The sequence below is a fragment of the Rhodococcus sp. ARC_M6 genome, assembly GCF_022810305.1.
Classification (GTDB): Bacteria; Actinomycetota; Actinomycetes; order Mycobacteriales; family Mycobacteriaceae; genus Rhodococcus_F.
The window spans coordinates 1-17,420 of the sequence record NZ_JALGQH010000047.1 but is presented as its reverse complement, the minus strand read 5'-3'; the positions used below and the strand labels follow the sequence as shown (position 1 = coordinate 17,420).

General features: G+C 61.8%; 16 protein-coding genes and 2 pseudogenes. 14 read left to right on the top strand and 4 right to left on the bottom strand.

The window, feature by feature from the left end:
* Positions 1–11 precede the first annotated feature (11 nt).
* From MTX36_RS28145 to MTX36_RS28125, 5 genes are read left to right on the top strand one after another with little or no spacing between them, the layout of a single operon-like run.
* Positions 12–1,685, top strand: a complete 1,674-nt coding sequence (locus MTX36_RS28145; RefSeq protein WP_243622956.1) for a long-chain-fatty-acid--CoA ligase — start codon at positions 12–14, stop codon at positions 1,683–1,685.
* Positions 1,682–2,455 carry an enoyl-CoA hydratase-related protein gene (locus MTX36_RS28140; protein ID WP_243622955.1) on the top strand — a complete coding sequence of 258 codons (774 nt, stop codon included), beginning with the start codon at positions 1,682–1,684 and terminating at the stop codon, positions 2,453–2,455. The genes MTX36_RS28145 and MTX36_RS28140 overlap by 4 nt, the downstream gene beginning before the upstream one ends.
* 8 nt (positions 2,456–2,463) lie before the next feature.
* A complete protein-coding gene (locus MTX36_RS28135; protein ID WP_243622954.1) occupies positions 2,464–3,609 on the top strand; it encodes an acyl-CoA dehydrogenase family protein in 1,146 nt (381 codons plus the stop codon).
* 47 nt (positions 3,610–3,656) lie between these two features.
* Entirely contained in the window at positions 3,657–4,415 is a 759-nt protein-coding gene (locus MTX36_RS28130) for an SDR family NAD(P)-dependent oxidoreductase (RefSeq protein WP_243622953.1), read from the top strand.
* Complete coding sequence (locus tag MTX36_RS28125) at positions 4,412–4,870, top strand: MaoC/PaaZ C-terminal domain-containing protein (RefSeq protein WP_243622952.1); 459 nt, start codon at positions 4,412–4,414, stop codon at positions 4,868–4,870. Before MTX36_RS28130 ends, MTX36_RS28125 begins: the two co-directional genes overlap by 4 nt.
* A 1,610-nt stretch (positions 4,871–6,480) precedes the next feature.
* Here the strand turns inward: MTX36_RS28125 and MTX36_RS28120 are convergent.
* Positions 6,481–6,825 (bottom strand): hypothetical protein, encoded by a 345-nt coding sequence (locus MTX36_RS28120; protein WP_243622951.1) that lies wholly within the window; start codon positions 6,823–6,825, stop codon positions 6,481–6,483.
* 107 nt (positions 6,826–6,932) lie between these two features.
* On the opposite strand from MTX36_RS28120, the gene MTX36_RS30385 reads away from it, so the two are divergent.
* From MTX36_RS30385 to MTX36_RS28105, 3 genes and pseudogenes are all read left to right on the top strand, one after another.
* Positions 6,933–7,757 (top strand): helix-turn-helix domain-containing protein, encoded by an 825-nt coding sequence (locus MTX36_RS30385; protein WP_243622950.1) that lies wholly within the window; start codon positions 6,933–6,935, stop codon positions 7,755–7,757.
* Positions 7,642–8,076 carry a transposase gene (locus tag MTX36_RS30380; protein ID WP_243622949.1) on the top strand — a complete coding sequence of 145 codons (435 nt, stop codon included), beginning with the start codon at positions 7,642–7,644 and terminating at the stop codon, positions 8,074–8,076. The genes MTX36_RS30385 and MTX36_RS30380 overlap by 116 nt, the downstream gene beginning before the upstream one ends.
* A 152-nt stretch (positions 8,077–8,228) precedes the next feature.
* Positions 8,229–8,813, top strand: a pseudogene (locus tag MTX36_RS28105) (transposase); the annotation flags it as partial.
* A 9-nt stretch (positions 8,814–8,822) separates the two neighbouring features.
* On the opposite strand, the pseudogene MTX36_RS28100 reads toward MTX36_RS28105, so the two are convergent.
* Positions 8,823–9,554, bottom strand: a pseudogene (locus MTX36_RS28100) (transposase); the annotation flags it as partial.
* Positions 9,555–10,031: 477 nt separating this feature from the next.
* Here MTX36_RS28100 and MTX36_RS28095 point away from each other — a divergent pair.
* From MTX36_RS28095 to MTX36_RS28070, 6 genes are all read left to right on the top strand, one after another.
* On the top strand, positions 10,032–10,661 hold the full coding sequence (locus MTX36_RS28095; RefSeq protein WP_243622948.1) for a TetR/AcrR family transcriptional regulator: 630 nt from the start codon (positions 10,032–10,034) through the stop codon (positions 10,659–10,661).
* Between the two features lie 335 nt (positions 10,662–10,996).
* Positions 10,997–12,565, top strand: a complete 1,569-nt coding sequence (locus MTX36_RS28090; RefSeq protein ID WP_243622947.1) for an AMP-binding protein — start codon at positions 10,997–10,999, stop codon at positions 12,563–12,565.
* A 41-nt stretch (positions 12,566–12,606) separates the two neighbouring features.
* The gene (locus MTX36_RS28085) at positions 12,607–13,452 is read left to right on the top strand and encodes a CoA transferase (protein WP_243622946.1); all 846 of its coding nucleotides are present in this window, start codon (positions 12,607–12,609) and stop codon (positions 13,450–13,452) included.
* A complete protein-coding gene (locus tag MTX36_RS28080) occupies positions 13,449–14,624 on the top strand; it encodes a thiolase family protein (protein ID WP_243622945.1) in 1,176 nt (391 codons plus the stop codon). Before MTX36_RS28085 ends, MTX36_RS28080 begins: the two co-directional genes overlap by 4 nt.
* Positions 14,625–14,698: 74 nt before the next feature.
* Positions 14,699–15,859 (top strand): acyl-CoA dehydrogenase family protein, encoded by a 1,161-nt coding sequence (locus MTX36_RS28075; RefSeq protein WP_243622944.1) that lies wholly within the window; start codon positions 14,699–14,701, stop codon positions 15,857–15,859.
* 51 nt (positions 15,860–15,910) lie between these two features.
* A complete protein-coding gene (locus MTX36_RS28070; RefSeq protein ID WP_243622943.1) occupies positions 15,911–16,669 on the top strand; it encodes an SDR family NAD(P)-dependent oxidoreductase in 759 nt (252 codons plus the stop codon).
* A 159-nt stretch (positions 16,670–16,828) separates the two neighbouring features.
* On the opposite strand, the gene MTX36_RS30705 is transcribed toward MTX36_RS28070, so the two are convergent.
* Complete coding sequence (locus MTX36_RS30705; RefSeq protein ID WP_374230566.1) at positions 16,829–16,906, bottom strand: hypothetical protein; 78 nt, start codon at positions 16,904–16,906, stop codon at positions 16,829–16,831.
* A 43-nt stretch (positions 16,907–16,949) separates the two neighbouring features.
* Positions 16,950–17,159 carry a hypothetical protein gene (locus MTX36_RS30375; RefSeq protein ID WP_308198262.1) on the bottom strand — a complete coding sequence of 70 codons (210 nt, stop codon included), beginning with the start codon at positions 17,157–17,159 and terminating at the stop codon, positions 16,950–16,952.
* Between the last annotated feature and the right edge of the window lie 261 nt (positions 17,160–17,420).

Sequence of the window (17,420 nt, the reverse complement as noted above, 5' to 3'; positions counted from 1 at the left end):
GAGGCACGGCAATGACCAAGAATCTTGTCAAGGGAGTCCCCTCGACACACGGCGACAATTACCAGCTCAACACCACCAACCTGATCCGGCACGCGGTGCGCACCTACCCGGAGACGGCGATCGTCTACCGCACGACGGCCGGCGACTGGGAGCGCTACACGTACGCGGAGGCGTATGAGCGGGTCAAGCGCGCGGCGAATGCGCTCACGAGCCTGGGCATCGGCGCGGCCGACACCGTCGGCCTCCTCGACTGGAACAGCCGCCGCCACTACGAGCTGAGCTGGGCCATCCCCGGCCTCGCCGCCGTGATGCTGCAGATGAACCTGCGCTTGTCGGCGGAGGACCTCGGCTACGTGACCGATCATGCCGACGCGACGTGGGTGCTGGTGGACGAGACCTTGCTTCCCGTCGCGGAGTCCATTGCGCCGCTGGTACCCCAGGTCAAGGGCTGGATCGTGATGACGGACAAGCCGCTGTCCGAGATCAGCACCACGCTCGAGAACGTCCTGCACCTTGAGGACCTGATGGCCGCGGCCGACACCGAGATCGACTGGCCTGTGATCGACGAGACCTCCACATACAGTGCGGTCTACACCTCGGGCACCACTGGCCGACCCAAGGGCGTGTACTACTCGCACCGCGGCACCTACCTGCACGCGATGGCGATGGCCGCCGCGAGCGGCATGACTCGGGACGACACCGCGATGCTCATCACCCCGATGTTCCATGGCCAGTCCTGGGCATTCCCGCACGTGACCATGTGGGCGGCGGCGAAGATCATCCTGCCCGGACGTTACATGGCCGAGGACACCTCGATGCTGGTCGACATGATGATCGCGGAGAACGTGACCGTCGCCAACGGCGCGCCGGCGATCTTCCAGCCGATGCTCGACTACATCAAGACGCTCGATGTGAAGCCGGACTTCTCGTCGACCCGCCTGCTCTCCGGTGCCACGGAACCCGCGCTGTCGCTGATGCGGGACTTCTACGAGCTCACCGGCGCGGACTTCGTCCAAGCATATGGGGCAACCGAGACCACACCGCTGATCACCATGAACCTTGGTGTCAAGCCGTCAATGCAGGGCCACCTCACGGCGGACGATGAGAAGTGGGACCTGAAGCGCTACCAGGGCCTGCCGACATCCGGCGTCGACATCCGGATCGTCGACGCCGACGACAACGACCTGCCGCACGACGGGAAGAGCGTCGGCGAGATCCTGATGAGGGGGCCATGGGTCATCGAGCGGTACCACAAGCTCGACGACGACGCGGACCGCTTCCTCGACGGCTACTGGCGCAGTGGCGATGTCGGCACGATCTTCCCGAATGGGTACTTCAAGCTGACCGACCGCATCAAGGACGTCGTCAAGAGCGGCGGCGAGTGGATCTCCTCGATCGATATGGAGAACGCGATCGTTGCGCACCCGCTGGTGCAGGACGCGGCCGTCGTCGGCATCGAGCACCCGAAGTGGCAGGAGCGCCCGCTCGCGCTCGTCGTCCCGGTGGAGGGTGCGGAGCTCACGCGCGACGACATCATCGACGTCCTCAGCGACCGGTTCGCGAAATGGCAGATGCCGGACACGGTCCTGTTCGTTGACGCGCTGCCGCGCACCAGCGTGGGAAAGCTGGACAAGAAGGTGCTCCGGGTGGAGCACGCCGACGAGTATAAGGATGCAGCGCAGTGACAACAGAGATCCTCCGCTCGACCCGCGACGGCGCGGTGGTGGTGCTCTCCATCAACCGCCCCAATGCGATGAACAGCCTCAACAACGCGCTGCAGACGGCGTTCGCCGCCGAACTAGCTGCTGCCGCCGAGGATGACGGCGTCCGCGCCGTGGTCATCACCGGCGAGGGTGGCGTGTTCTGTGCCGGAGCAGACATCACCGCGTTCGACGAGATCCGGGCGCGCCCCCTCGTCGGCGCCCCTATCGCAGACATGTGGTCGCTGCTTGCCGCGTATCCGAAACCCGTAATCGCGGCGGTCGAGAAGTTCGCTCTTGGCGGGGGCTGCGAGCTGGCGCTGGCCTGCGACATCGTCATCGCCGGGCAGTCCGCGAAGTTCGGCGTCCCGGAGGTCAAGATCGGCGCCATCCCCGGGGCGGGTGGCACCCAGCGACTGATTCAGGCGATCGGCAAGGCAAAGGCCATGGCGATGCTGCTCACCGGCGACTCGATGACGGCCTCACAGGCGGAGGCCGCAGGTTTGGTCGCCGAGGTCGTCGAGGACGGCCAGGCCGCCGCGGCCGCGATCGCGATGGCGCAGCGGATCGCGAAGAACTCCCCGATCGCGGTCACCCTCGCCAAGAATGCCGCGTTGGCCTCCTACGAGACGACGCTCGCGCAGGGCCTCGAGCACGAGAAGCGCAACTTTCACACGATCGTGCGGACCGCGGACAGCCACGAGGGGCAAGCCGCGTTCCTGGAAAAGCGATCCCCGAACTTCACCGGAAAGTAGGAGAAACCATGTCTGAGCTGTTCCCCGATTACGTCTCGCCCTGGGAGACGGACGACCAGCGCCTCCTGCGCGTGCACGCCGCGGAGTTCTTCCGCCGCGAGGCCACCCCCAACCAGGCCCGCTGGGCCAAGCAGCAGCACGTCGACCGCGAGTTCTGGAACAAGACCGGCGACGCGGGCCTGCTCGGCCTGAGCCTGCCCGCGGAGTACGGCGGCGGCGGCGAGAACTTCGGCCACGAGGCCGTCATCGCCCAGGAGCGGGCCTTCGCCCACGACACCGCGTTCGGCTTCATCGTGCACTCCGCGCTCGGTTCGCACTACATCAGCTCCTACGCCACCGAGGAGCAGAAGAATCGATGGATCCCGCAGATGGTCAGCGGCGAGTCGGTCATCGCTGTCGCGATGACCGAACCTGGCACTGGCTCGGATCTACAGTCGATCCGCACGACCGCGGTGCGTGACGGCGACGAGTACGTGATCAACGGCGCGAAGACGTTCATCTCCAACGGCGTGCTGTGCGACCTGCTGGTGATCGTCGCGAAGATCAATGACGGGATCTCGCTTTTCGTCGCGGAGGTGAACGGGCTCAACGGCTTCGAGCGCGGACGCACACTGGAGAAGATCGGCCAGCACGGCCAGGACACCTGTGAGCTCTCCTTCACCGACATGCGCGTGCCGGTCGAGAACCTGCTCGGCGGCGTCGAGGGGAATGGTTTCGCGCAGCTCCTCGAGCAACTCCCACGCGAGCGCCTGACGATCGGCATTGACGCGGTGGCAGCCGCCGAGGCCGCGGTGCTCGAGACGGTCCGGTACGCGAAGGAACGCACCGCGTTCGGCAAGCCGATCCTCGACTTCCAGAACACGAAGTTCGTCCTCGCCGAGTGCAAAGCCGAGGTGCTCGCGGGAAAGACGCTGGTGGATTACTGCATCCAGCGGTACCTCGACGGCAAGCTCGATGCCACGACCGCGTCGATGGTGAAGATGTGGGGCTCGGAGAAGCAGTGCCAGATCATCGACCGCTGCCTGCAGATCTTCGGCGGCTACGGCTACATGATGGAGTACCCCATCGCCCAGATGTACGCCGCGGCGCGCATCCAGAAGATCTATGGCGGCACTAACGAGATCATGAAGATCCTGATCTCGCGCAGTCTCTGATCCAGTAATTAAGCAGCCCAACAGTTCTTGAGAGAAAGCAGAATCTGATGCAGATTGCAGGCAGCAGCGCTATCGTCACCGGAGGCGCGTCCGGTCTAGGTCTCGCGACGGTCGAGGCGTTGGCCAAATCCGGCGCCCGGGTCGTCGCGATCGACCTCCCGTCAGCCAACACCGACGCGCTCACGGCGCTCGGGGACGCGGTGCAGTTCTCCCCGGCCGATGTCACCGATGAGGCGGCGGTGGCGGAGGCTGTGGCGCTCGCCAACTCGGAGGGCTCACTGCGGATCGTGGTGAATTGCGCGGGCGTCGGCAGTGGGACCAAGACTGTTAGTCGTAAGGGCCCGCACCCGATGGAGATCTTCGAGAGGGTGATCGCGGTGAACCTGTTGGGCACGTTCAACGTGCTGCGCCTCGCGGCGCACGCGATGTCGCAGAACGATCCGGTGGACGGTGAGCGGGGGGTCATCGTCAACACGTCTTCGGGCGCCGCGTTCGACGGGCAGATCGGGCAGGCTGCGTATGCGGCGTCTAAGGGGGCGGTGGCCGCGGCGACGCTGCCTATCGCCCGGGATCTCGCGTCGCTGCTCATCCGCGTGAACACCATCGCGCCGGGGCTGTTCAAGACCCCGCTGCTGGCCTCGCTGCCGGCGGGGCCGATGGCCGCGTTGACGGCGTTGACGCTGCACCCGGCCCGCCTCGGCGACCCGGCCGAGTTCGCGCAACTGGTGGAGGCCATCGTCACCAACCCGATGTTCAACGGGGAGACGGTCCGGCTTGACGGCGCAGTCCGAATGCCCCCGAAGTGACGAGGGCCGAGGGCTTCGACGTCTACGCGGAGGATCTGAGCGTCGGCGATCGGTACGAGTTCGGCCACCACAGGGTCGCCGAGGCGGAGCTGGTGGACTTCGCCTCGATGTGGGATCCACAACCATTCCACACCGATGTGGAGGCGGCGGCGGACCATGGGTTCGGCGGGCTCATCGCGAGTGGCCTGCACACCCTCGCGATCTACCAGCGGCTGCTGGTCCGGCGGATCGACGGCCGCTGGAAGGTCATCGCGGGTCGGAAGATCACGGAGGTGGTGTTCGTCAGCCCGGTGCGGCCAGGCGATGTGCTCTCCGGCTCCTTGGCGGTCACCGAGGTCTCGCTCGATGACCGCGGCCGCGGCCGGATCACCTCGGACGCAGAGGTCGTCAACGACGCCGGAGTTGTCGTCCTGACTGTCACCGCCGTCATGTTCCTGCGCCGACGCGGCGGGTGAGCGGCCGCGCATGCTGTCTGATTTCTGGGCTGGAAGCGTGAGGAACGGATTGAACTTCTACGCCATCGCGATGGTTGGGATGTGGACCGCGTCGCTGGAAGGCGGGGAGGGTGAGCCTCGATTCGATGCTTGCCGAATAGAAAACCTCAGCGCGGGCTGATCTACAGACGGTGCCGGGACGCGGATTGATGAAGTTGGCCTTGTCAGGGGCGGTGTCCCCGGACAAGGCCAACTTCATTCCCTAACCTCGGGCTTTCGTGCGTCCAGCGGAACAGGAGGTCTGTATAGGTCTGTTTGTTCGTCAGCTCGTCGTCGCTTGCCGGTGGAAGTCCGGTCCGGGTAGCTGCCAGGTGGCCCGGTAGCAGGCTGGCGGCTTCATCTGGAAACGGGTGTGGTCGAAGCCCAGCGTCAGAAGCCCTGCAAGGGGGAGCGAAGGTGCGGTCCGCAGCATAAAGCGAAGTCTGCGGCGTCGTTAGAGGTCCCCGCCCGAGAGGGCGGGGGTGAAGAGAGAGCCGAGCCGCCGTAATCACGGTGAAGGCCGATGGAAGGCACTGAAGACCTGGATGTGCAGGTGCCGAGGAACTCTCCGGCGTATGGAGCGTAGAACGTACCGACAGTGGCGACGGGAACTGGAGAAACCCTCCCCGGCCCGGTCATCTGCGATGGCGCGGCGGCGATGCTGCTGTGTCTGTGGCCGGAAGCGGTGGTGCTCTATAACCAGTGATCCTGGGAAATGAGTTGTCGGCCGGAAGGGTGGCGGAGGCGGCCGTAGTACCGATCGAGCCCGCAGGACAACACAACCTGGGGCGAGGGAAGGGCCGCTACGTGTGTCGATGCGTTGTTGATGTGAAGGAGGCGCCCGGTGAGTGCCACGATGGTGGCTAGTACTACAGTTGTAGATAGAGCCTTTTACTCGTCTGACCTGCGAAGATAGTAGTGACACTGGGCTTGGAATTGGTGTCTTCGTCGCCACAACGACCAGTGCATCGGGTCAACGACCACATACCACTGCCGAAGAACGAATATCACAAACAGACGCCGAAACTCGTTGACACTCAACCGAATCAACCCCAGAGACAGCGGTATGGCAGCACGTTCAGCAGCCGTGGCGACGGTCAGGAACGCGTGCGCGGACCTCACCAGGGTGGCCCAGCGGTGCCACGACGTCCACGTCCGCACCTGGTGCTGGTCCAGGCCCGTCAGCCCCTTGCCGGACTTGGTGATCGGTGTCCGGATATTTCGGCGATGGTCCAGCAGTTCTTCTTCTCAAGGTCGGCGAGAAGTCCCATGATCAAGGCGCTGGCGTTGTGGAGCGCCTCGCTTCGGGTGAATCTCGGGGCGAGCAGCCTCAATAGGCTGTCGAGCCCTTCTTGCCAGCGTTCATGGATTACGCTCGGTGTTGCGGTTGCCGCGGTGGATTTATTTGTCTTCACAAACTGTGGATCTTGCCGCGGCAACCGCTTCTATCAGCGCAAACACGCCGACGCTAGCTATCTACAACTGTAGTACTAGCGACAGGTCTTTCAAGGACTCGGCCAGTTACAGGCGACTGAGCGAGGCAGACTTCAAGAAGTACATGTACCCCTCGGGTGACCTAGTGGGTGCGCCCGTTAGTTCGTCGGGGGTTGCCAGGCCGTGGGGTCGTTGAGATAAAGGCCGCAGGCACAGTCGAGTATTTCGGCCGGGGTGCCTGCGCGTAGGCCGTTGGGCAGGACGGAGTTTTCATAGTCGTCGCGGCTGGCCCGGTAGATGGCGAATCCCCAGGTGGTGGCCGATCCGCCGTAGCGGAGACGGCACAGCGGCAGCCTCGTGCCGTCTGCCAGTTCACCTGTGACATAGGCAAATGCCCCATGGTATCGCACGTGCAGTCCGACGAGCTGCGGCCAGCGTTCCTTCGCACGCGCTCGCAGTCGTTGTCGGAGCGAGACCTTGGTCGATTCGGGCGGTGTGGCCATGCAGGGCAGCCTGCCACGGGTGGTGCCCGGCGTGTCATCCCGACGCGGTACCGGTGTTCGGGCACAGTTTCACGGTCGATCATGATCACTGGACAGGGGAAGTCAGGATGGCTGTACAGAGCCCGTATCAAGTGTCTCTGGCCGCGGACGAACGGTCCGAACTCGAGTCTTTGTCGCGGCGGGCTTCGGCGCAATCGAGGCAGGTGCTGCGCGCTCGGATCGTCCTCGCCGCTGCGGACGGGGCGTCCAACGCGGCGATCGCCGAACGGCTCGACATCTGCCTCGACACGATTCGCAAATGGCGTATGCGGTTCTGCCGCAGTAGATTCGAAGGATTACGAGATCTGCCGCGCAGTGGACGTCCGCGAACGTTCACTGCCGAAGTGGTCGCCGAGATCAAAGCGTTGGCCTGTGAACTGCCCACCCGAGTGGGTGTTCCGCTGACGCGGTGGAGCTGTCCGGAACTGGCACGTGAGGCCATGACGCGGGGTATCACCGATGCGATTTCGGCATCCACGGTGCGCAGGTGGCTGGCCACCGACGCCATCAAACCCTGGCAATACCGCTCATGGATATTTCCCCGCGACCCGCATTTCGCATCCAAGGCCGCTCGGGCCCTCGATCTCTACGCTCGGATATACGACGGTGAACCGCTCGGCGAGGACGACTACGTACTCAGCGCGGACGAGAAACCAGGAGTGCAGGCTCGCCAGCGCAAACAACCCAACCTTCCGCCGGACGCACACCGGCCGATGCGGGTGGAATCGACATGGCACGCTGGCGTACTTCGCCGCCTACGACGTCCACTGTGCCCACGTGATCGGTCGCTGCGAACCCACCACCGGCATCGCACCCTTCACCCGACTGGTGGACCAGGTGATGACCACCGAACCGTACGCAAGCGCGCGTCGTGTGTTTTGGATTGTCGATAATGGTGCCTCGCATCGTAATTGGGCTGCGGCGAAGCGGATGAACGACGCTTATCCCAACGCCCACATGATCCATCTACCCGTTCATGCGTCGTGGTTGAACCAGGTCGAAATCTACTTCTCCGCTGTGCAGCGCAAGGCCCTCACACCCGACGACTTCTGCGATCTCGACGAGGTGGCCGCCCGCCTACTCGCCTTCCAGAACCGTTACAACGCCACCGCCCGCCCCTTCGATTGGACCTTCACGCGGGCTGACCTTCACGAACTTCTCCACCGCCTCGGCCGCCACGATCCTCATGCGCCACAGCCATTCGCCGCGTGACCCCCGACGAACTAACGGGCGCACCCACTAGCCTCAGGCTTTCACGACAATTCGACGTAAACCCGTGTCACCAACAAGGAATGGTGCCCCTACCTGGGATAATTCGACTTGCGACAGTTGAACCAATCACAGAAAAAGGTGGCACCATTCCGGTGAGCAAGTCTACTTCCTCCTACCCGAAACTCTCCGTCGACACCACCGGCAACGCACTCGTCTCGCACGGCGGAGTGATCACCCTGATCCGCACCGCCGAAAAAACCGGCCTGACCACAGCTTTGTCCGACGCGCTATCGCCGTGGCGCAAACCCAGCACCCAGCGCGATCCGGGCAAGATCATTCTCGATCTCGCACTCTCCCTCGCCGTCGGTGGCGACTGCCTCGCCGACATCGCAACCCTGCGTGAACAACCCTCCGTGTTCGGCCCCATCGCATCCGACGCGACCGTATCTCGCCTGATCAGCACCCTCGCCGCTGACGAACCGGCCGCATTGTCCGCGATCAACTCCGCCCGAGCTGCAGCCCGAAAAGTAGCCTGGTCACACGCCGGTGAACACGCACCCAACCACGACATCGACCCGCAGCACCCCTTGATCGTCGACCTCGATGCGACATTGGTGACGGCACATTCGGAGAAAGAACAAACTGCACCGAATTTCAAGCGCGGCTTCGGATTCCATCCGCTGTTGGCATTTGTCGACCACGGCGGCGACGGCACCGGAGAACCATTTACCGGACTGTTCACCTTCCTCGTCGGTGCAGTGCTCGGTGATGTCGGTGAGCCACAACCGGTTCGGTTCGGTCGCGGTGAACTTCCGCACCACGAGATCATCGTGGACCGGAGGCCCGGCTTTCTTGGTCAGGCTCCGCTTCTTGCTGAAGGAACTCCAGATGCGCTGTTGGCTGCACAATCTGGCCACCCGATTCTCGCTCGCGGCGACCTGGAGGTCGTCCCGGTCTGCGAGTTCGTCGGAAATGAAGCGATATCCGAATGCGGGGTCGTCGGCGTGAATGTCGTACGCCACGTTGATTAGATGCGCGTTCTCCCAATCGCGTTGCGGAACAGGTTCTTTACGCCACTTGTAGAACGCTTGGGTGGAGAATCCGAGCACCCGGCAGGTCACCGTGACGGGGATTCCGTCGCCGGCAAGGTCTAGGACCAGCGGTGGGGGTCCCTCCCGCGTGCGGGGGAACATCATTTTGGGTTAACATCCCGGGAAAGGTAGGCGACGGCACGTCGCATCACTTCCGCTTCCTGCTCGAGCAGGCGAATCCGTTTCTTCGCTTCCCGCAGCTCAGAGGACTCGTCCCTGGTCATTCCGGGGCGGTTGCCGTCTTCGATGTCGGCCTTCTTGAGCCAGTTGTGCAGGGTCGGTTCTTCAGATTCCGAAGTCCTTGGCGATCTGGGTCAGTGGGGCTTCGCGTTTGCGGGCGACCGCGACGACGTCACGACGGAATTCCTCGGGAAATGCTTTGGGCATGGTGTTCATCCTTTCACTGCGAGGACAGATCCTCACAGTTCAGGAGTCAACCGATATGGGGGCAGTCCCGTCCGTCAACTGCGAGTTGATCGCTATGTGTAGGAACGATGGTGGTCATGTCGATTCTCCTTGATGCAGAGGGTGCTCGAGGTTTGTTGCAGTGCGCGCTAGCTCAGGGATACGAAGTTGGAGGTGACTCGCCAGTGCTTCCAGGTCGCACTCGGTTACTCCGGTTCGGGTCCGAGTGCGTGTGGTGTGCACAGCTACTACTGCAACGTGCCGTGGGCCATAGAACAAAGACTAAGGTTACAACCTTAGAATGTCAACAAATGGCGTTTGGCAAATGGATAACTGAACGAAATCCGCATGTCAAAGTTACTGAATGCACGGCCATTTCGCCCTTTGCGGCAACTCTTGACATAATAAGTTTGTAACCTTATTATGTTGAATGTGGCCCGGAACACTTCACGTCAAACGATGATTGACGCTGCTGAGCGACTCATTGCCGAGTTTGGCATTTCCGCGATGACCCTCAAAGATGTGCAGATCGAAGCTGGTCAATTAAACAAGTCAGCTGCAAAGTATCACTTCGGTTCCCGAGACGGCCTCATCCAGGCCGTTCTCGAAGATCGGATGTCGCGGGTCAATGAGCGTCGCGAGGAGATGCTCGACGAGTTGGATGCACTCGGACATCTGCCGACGGTTCGGCAGATTGTCGAAACCCTGGTCCTGCCGTTCGCGGTGGAGACACTGGGCTCCAAAGGAAGCCGGTACGCGCGATTCTTGAGTCAGGTGATGTACGGCCCGGTGTTGAGTTTGGTTGCTCAGGAACAGTTGAGTGCGGAAGCTTTTCGGCGAGTCGAGGCGTTAGTCGTCGGAGTTGTCAATGCACCGCTCGAAGTGGTAAAGCGGCGAGTTCGCAACATCATTCACCTCAATATCGTTGTCCTTGCGAGGTGGGAGCAACAAGAACGTAGTCAGGAGAAGTCTGCTGACATCGTGTGCGATCTCATCGGCACCTGTGCGGCGGTGCTGGAAGCTCCGGTATCCGAGAATGATCGTTACTCCACAATGCTCTTCGGTGCCGATGATCGGGCAGACGATTGATAATCATTCAGTAACAATGTAGGCCGTAAGGCCATGATTTGGTTGACTTGGTCAACCCGTTTGCGCTACCTGTGGCGGCGGCGTCGAGTGACAGCCATAGCATGAAGAATCTGCTGCCGAACTTCCATATTTCTTTGCTGTGCAACAGTATTGAGAATTCTTACTATCCGCATACACTCGGGTGCTGCGGGGCGTCGTAGCCGCAAAGAGTGCGCAAACGTTGATTCATGTGCAGTACAGAACATTCGGTACCAGGATGCTGGTCCGAACACGTCGATAGGCATCGACGTCCGTGTCTTGGTGCCGGTCGATGTCATCAACAGCAGGAGGCAGACATGATTGAGCCACAGAGCGGAATCACTTTCGGCGTCTTGATTGCCGACGCACTGAGTAGATACGGTGATCGCACAGCGTTCGTCCAGGACGAACGAACAATGTCGTACTTCGATGCCGCGAGTTTGGCGAGCCGGATGCAGCAGGTCTTCGAGTCCAAGGGCGGTGTCCGTGGCAGCACCATCGCCGCGCTCAGTGTCAATGTTCCGGAAGTGTGGCTTGCACGTGCTGCGACCTATCTCAACGGTGCTCGGTACACAGGCGCGCACCCGATGGGGTCGATCGACGATCACGTAGATCTGTGCAACGACGCCGAGATCTCGATCTTGATCGTCCACCCGAAATTTGCCGAAAGTGGAATGCAGATCGCCGCCCGCGCGTCGAGTGTCAAGCACGTGTTGACCCTCGGCCCTGCCGAGCACGGTGAAGACCTTCTGGCGCTGTGCGAGGAGGTTGAAGCCCGAGAGTTGACGCCCCTTCCGGGTCAGGACGAAGAGGACATCGCGACGCTGACCTACACCGGGGGAAGCACTGGTAAGCCCAAGGGCGTCATGATCTCTCAGCGTGCGATGGTGCAGCAGATTCAGTCCGTCGCTGCGTCGTGGCGGCTGCCACTCGACCCGCGAACCTTGATTTCCACTCCCATCACCCACGCGGGTTCAATCCCGATTCTGCCGACGCTGTTGCGGGGTGGCACGGTGGTACTGCAGCAATCCTTCAGCCCGGCTCCGTGGCTGCAAGCGGTTCAAACTCACCGAATCAATTTTGCCTTCACCGTCCCGACATTGCTGTACACCTTGCTCGATTTCGAGGACCTCGGGAACTACGACGTGAGCTCGTTCGAAACTCTCATCTACGGCTCGTCGCCGATGGCTCCGGCCCGAATCGTCGAGGCCCAAACGGTTTTCGGTGCAACGCTGTTGCAGGTGTACGGTCAGACGGAATCGCTGGGTATGGTCAGCGCGCTGCTCCCCGCCGAGCATGATTCGGCAAATCGCCCGGGGCTTCTTACTTCCTGCGGTCGACCTGTGGTCGGCACGATGGTCGAGGTGCTCGACAGTTCTGGCGCACCAGTGGAGGAAGGTGTCGTCGGTGAGATCTGTGTGCGGTCCCGTTCGGTGATGTCCGGGTACTGGAAGCGCCCGGATGAGACTGCCGAAGTGCTGAAAGGCGGTTGGTTCTGGACCGGTGACATGGCATACCGCGACGGTGAGGGGTTCCTCCACATCGTGGATCGGCGGAAAGACATGGTCATCACGGGTGGATTCAACGTCTATCCGCGGGAGATCGAGGACGTGCTCACCGATGATCCGACGGTGTCTGCAGCGGCGGTTATCGGCGTTCCGCACGAGAAGTGGGGCGAGGCCGTGCATGCGTTTGTAGTTGCACGACCGGGAATGACACCGGACGTCGAAAATCTCATCGCTACGGTCAAGCAGCGCAAGGGTTCTCATCATGCTCCCAAGACGCTCGAACTGATTTCCGAGTTGCCGGTCACGAAGGTCGGCAAGATCGACAAGCAGGCACTGCGAGCTTCCTACTGGGAAGGTTCGGCCCGGGCGGTCAACTGACGCCGGCATACATCACGGTTCGATCGTCTCAAAGGAGCGCAATGCCCGATATTCTCGGCGATGTTCGCATCGTCTCTCTTGCAGTGAATCTCCCAGGTCCGCTCGCGGCATCGCGCTTGAGTGCTCTCGGTGCGTCGGTGACCAAGGTAGAGTCGCCGAGCGGTGATCCTCTGGCCTCAGGCGCTCCGGGTTGGTATGCCGAGCTCCTCGGCAATCAGAAGGTTGTCACCCTGGATCTGAAAGAATCCGGCGATCTTGCCACGCTGAGCACACTCTTGGCGGATGCAGACCTTTTGATCACCGCGATGCGTCCCTCGGCTCCGCACCGACTCGGTCTCGGGAACGTGGTCGAGAGATACCCCGGCCTCTCGCATGTGGAGATAGTGGGTCACGACGGAGACACGGAAGACGTTCCCGGTCACGACCTGACTTACCAAGCGGCGGCCGGAACCCTGCAACCGCCGTTGATGCCTACAGTTCCAGTTGCCGATTTCCTGGGTGCGGAACGTGCAGTTTCGGCTGCGCTGTTGGCACTCGTGGGAAAGGCAAAGAACTTCGTCGGTCAGCGGCATCGTATCGTCCTCGAGGCTGCAGCTGTCGATGCCGGTGCAGCGGTGCGGCATTCGCTGTCGGGGCCAGGGGACAGGCTCGGCGGTGCCACTCCGACGTACGGGATCTATGAGACGGCCGACGGGTATGTCGCCTTGGGCGCACTCGAACCTCACTTCCGTGCACGAGCTCTGGAGGCTCTCGAAGTAGAAGACACACGAGAGGCGTTCGAACAAGTCTTTGCATCCGGAACCACGGAGCAGTGGGAAGCACTCGCCGAGAGGGCGGATATTCCGCTGCTCGGCATCCGCACAGAACTACGAGGTAGTGAAAAATGACGAATCGTGAAGCAGTGATTGTCGGGGCAGTACGAACCCCGGTCGGCAAACGTGGTGGCGCACTGAGTCAGTGGCATCCGGTGGACTTGCTCGGGCATACCTTGCGGAACCTGGTAGATCGTGCAGGGATCGACCCGGCTCTCGTCGAAGACGTGATAACAGGCTGCGCGGTGCAGGTGGGCCCCCAGTCGGCGAACCTCGGTCGACACGCGGTTCTCGCGGCAGGTTTCCCGGACCCCGTCCCCGCCGTTTCAATTACTCGGCAGTGCGGATCCGGCCAGCAGGCTGTTGACTTCGCCGCGCAAGGCGTCATAGCCGGGTCCTATGATTTGGCGATCGCCTGTGGTGTGGAATCGATGTCGCAGACGCCTCCCTCTGCTGGACTCGTGCCTGGTGGACCGCTGGGGCCGCAATACGGTTCGCGCATGACCGCTCGCTACGACGGCGGCATGCTGGCTCCGGGCCCCGCATCGGAGTTGTTGAACAAGACGTTCGAGATGGACCGTGAATCGCTGGACGCGTTCAGCATTCGTAGCCATGCACGCGCGTTGGCTGCGACCAAGGAAGGAAAATTTCGGGACCAGATGGTTCCGATCACCGCAGACCCCGACGACGAGTCGGGGCCGGCGATCGTCGTGGACGAGGGCATCCGCGAGAACATGGATCCGGCCAAACTCGCATCGCTCAAGACGATTTTTGCGGCCGACGGACTCACCACGGCCGCCAATGCTTCTCAGATCAGCGACGGCGCCGCAGCATTGCTCATCGCGGACCGCGATTTCGCCGAGCGTCACGGGCTTGTCCCGCGTGCTCGGTTCCGGGCCATGTGTGTGGCCGCAGCCGATCCGATCATCCAGTTCACCGCGGTTCTCGAATCGACGCGGAAAGCGTTGAAGCGCTCCGGTCTGACCGTGGACGAGATTGATCTGTTCGAGGTCAATGAGGCCTTTGCCGGCGTGCCTCTGATGGTCCAGCGGGAGTTCGAAATTCCGGACGAGAAGCTGAATGTCAACGGCGGTTCGATCGCAATCGGTCATCCACTCGGCTCAACGGGGGCGCGAATGCTCACCGACCTGCTGTGTGAACTTGAGCGCACGGGCAAGCGTTTCGGCATGCAGACCATCTGTGAAGCGTCGGGCACCGCAAACACCACCATCATCGAACGTATCTGAGCTTCAACATCTCTGGTCCGGCAGGGCCCCCACCCGCCGTCATCGACATTCATTCTCCGAAAGTAGGAATCGTCATGTCCGAACTATTTCCCGACTACCGAGCAACCTGGGAGACCGAGGATCATCAGATCCTACGCAAGCACGCGGCGGAGTACTTTCGGAAGGAAGCAACTCCCAATCAGGACAAGTGGGCCAGGCAGCATCAGGTTGACCGCGAGTTCTGGACGAAGACCGGCGACGCAGGACTGCTCTGCCTGAATATTCCTGAGGAGTACGGCGGAGCCGGTGGCTGCTTCGGTCACGAGATCGTTGTCTCACAGGAACTTACATACGCTCACGACACGGCTTTCGGCTTTGGTGTGCATTCGATGCTCGCATCGCATTACATCTACAGCTATGCCAATGAGAAGCAGAAGAAGCGGTGGCTTCCGAAGATGGCGAGCGGCGAGATGGTGATCGCGGTTGCAATGACCGAGCCGAGTACGGGCTCAGATCTGCAGGCGGTGCGAACCACCGCAATTCGTGAGGGCGACGAATACGTCATCAACGGCTCGAAGACGTTCATCTCCAACGGAACTCACTGTGACTTGCTGGTGATTGTGGCGAAGACCGATATCAGCGGTGGGTCGAAGGGGATCTCGCTGATCGTTGCCGAGACCAACGGCCTCGAGGGGTTCGAACGTGGCCGGGTGCTCGAGAAGATCGGCCAGCACGGCCAGGATACTCGCGAACTTTCGTTCACCGACATGCGTGTGCCGGCGGAAAACCTGCTCGGCGGCGTCGAGGGCCGAGGTTTCTTCCAGTTGATGGAACAGCTTCCGCGTGAACGACTGCGGATCGGGATCGGTGCGGTCGCGATGGCGGAGGCCGCTGTTCTCGAGACGATTAAGTACGCCAAGGAGCGCACCGCATTCGGCAAGCCGATCCTCGAGTTTCAGAACACGAAGTTCGTTCTGGCGGAATGCAAGGCGGAGGTGCTCGCAGGAAAGGCGTTCATCGACTACTGCATTCAGCTCTACCTCGACGGAAAGCTTGATGCGGCAACAGCATCGATGGCGAAGATGTGGGGATCGGACAAGCAGTGCCAGATCATCGACCGATGCCTGCAGGTCTTCGGCGGCTACGGCTACATGATGGAATACCCGATTGCCCGGATGTATACGTCGGCGCGGGTGCAGAAGATCTACGGCGGCACGAACGAGATCATGAAGGAACTCATCGGGCGCAGCCTGTAGTTACTTCTTCACCGAGACTATTGCACAACACTTTTGATCAAGGAGCATTTCATGGAGATTGCAGGTAGCAGCGCACTGGTAACCGGCGGGGCCTCAGGACTCGGCTTCGCGACAGTTGCCGCATTGGCGAAAGCCGGCGCGCGGGTGATCGCGATCGACCTTCCGACCGCCAACATCGACGCGCTTACAGGTCTCGGAGACGCTGTCGAGTTCGTCCCCGCCGATGTCACAGACGTAGAAGCGGTCACGAAGGCTGTCGAGATCGCGAACGGTGATAATACTCTGCGGATCGCCGTGAACTGTGCCGGGATCGGCGGCGGGGCCCGGACGGTCGGCAAGTCCGGACCCTTCCCACTCGAGAAGTTCACGAAGATCATCCAGGTCAATCTGATTGGTACCTTCAACGTCGTTCGCCTTGCAGCGCATGCGATGTCGACAAACGAGCCGATCGATGGCGAGCGTGGTGTCATCATCAACACGTCTTCAGGCGCGGCGTTCGACGGTCAGGTCGGGCAGGCGGCATATTCGGCGTCAAAGGGCGGCGTGATGGCGGCCACCTTGCCGATCGCACGCGATTTGGCGTCGTTGCTCATCCGCGTTAACGCTGTCGCTCCTGGTTTGTTCAAGACGCCGATGCTCGGTTCCCGTTCGGATGAGGCTTTGAATGCGCTCGCCGAGTTGTCCCTGCATCCGAAGCGGCTGGGCGACCCCCGCGAGTTCGGGCAGCTTGTGGAGGCCATCGTCACAAACCCGATGCTCAACGGCGAGACGATCCGTCTCGACGGTGGTGTTCGGCTGCCACCTCGCTGACGGGACTCCCTCCAACCGGACGATAGACGGATCCTTGCCTTCTGGCCGCAATTCATGTCGGCGAACATCTGATTGAGAGAGGTCGCGTTGACCACTATCGTTGTAAACAACAGATTATAGCATCACGGCGACCGCGGGTGCTCCACCGACGGCATCATTTCACAGTGCGCGACCGGAGTAGCTGCGGAGTTTTTCGGTCACCAGAACCCGCGGCACGTACCGCAGCCCCTTGAGCAGTTTCCGGAAGAATCGCTTGGCTGCCTCAGTGTTTCGCCGGGACCTACGCCAGCACGTCGGGCACGTTGCCGTGCTGGTCGACCGCGCGCCACCGGTAGCTGTCTTTTTGCCGCTGATTTCGACGCACGCCCCGACCCGGAACCGCGTGACGCCAGGGCGTCGGCAGCGCAGCTGGTTGGCGTCGGTCTGGCCGAACTCGGCGCACCAACGGCGGACCGGTCTCGTAGGACACGACCACGTCACGTTCGAGCATTCGGTCCTCAACGTCGCGGAAGGTGAATGGATATTACGGCCACACGCAACGGTCGATGATCTCGGTCGGGAAACGGTGGCGCTTGTACGATGACGCGGCGATGCTCACGACTAGCATCCAACCAGCCACCCTCACTAGTAGTACTTTGTTAGGTCGGGAAGGTGTGATGACACAGCGGGCAGGTACCGATCCAATGAGCAAGTGCGCGTTGAAGTTCGCGCACGACACCGTAGAGGGTCAGTCCCGCCCACCCACTTTTGG

Coding starts and splice junctions, on each gene's coding strand:
- MTX36_RS28070 (WP_243622943.1), top strand. CDS start 15,911: ATGGAGATTGCAGGTAGCAGCGCACTGGTAACCGGCGGGGCCTCAGGA.
- MTX36_RS28145 (WP_243622956.1), top strand. CDS start 12: ATGACCAAGAATCTTGTCAAGGGAGTCCCCTCGACACACGGCGACAAT.
- MTX36_RS28095 (WP_243622948.1), top strand. CDS start 10,032: ATGATTGACGCTGCTGAGCGACTCATTGCCGAGTTTGGCATTTCCGCG.
- MTX36_RS28080 (WP_243622945.1), top strand. CDS start 13,449: ATGACGAATCGTGAAGCAGTGATTGTCGGGGCAGTACGAACCCCGGTC.
- MTX36_RS28090 (WP_243622947.1), top strand. CDS start 10,997: ATGATTGAGCCACAGAGCGGAATCACTTTCGGCGTCTTGATTGCCGAC.
- MTX36_RS28135 (WP_243622954.1), top strand. CDS start 2,464: ATGTCTGAGCTGTTCCCCGATTACGTCTCGCCCTGGGAGACGGACGAC.
- MTX36_RS30385 (WP_243622950.1), top strand. CDS start 6,933: ATGGCTGTACAGAGCCCGTATCAAGTGTCTCTGGCCGCGGACGAACGG.
- MTX36_RS28075 (WP_243622944.1), top strand. CDS start 14,699: ATGTCCGAACTATTTCCCGACTACCGAGCAACCTGGGAGACCGAGGAT.
- MTX36_RS28130 (WP_243622953.1), top strand. CDS start 3,657: ATGCAGATTGCAGGCAGCAGCGCTATCGTCACCGGAGGCGCGTCCGGT.
- MTX36_RS30375 (WP_308198262.1), bottom strand. CDS start 17,159: ATGCTCGAACGTGACGTGGTCGTGTCCTACGAGACCGGTCCGCCGTTG.
- MTX36_RS28085 (WP_243622946.1), top strand. CDS start 12,607: ATGCCCGATATTCTCGGCGATGTTCGCATCGTCTCTCTTGCAGTGAAT.
- MTX36_RS28120 (WP_243622951.1), bottom strand. CDS start 6,825: ATGGCCACACCGCCCGAATCGACCAAGGTCTCGCTCCGACAACGACTG.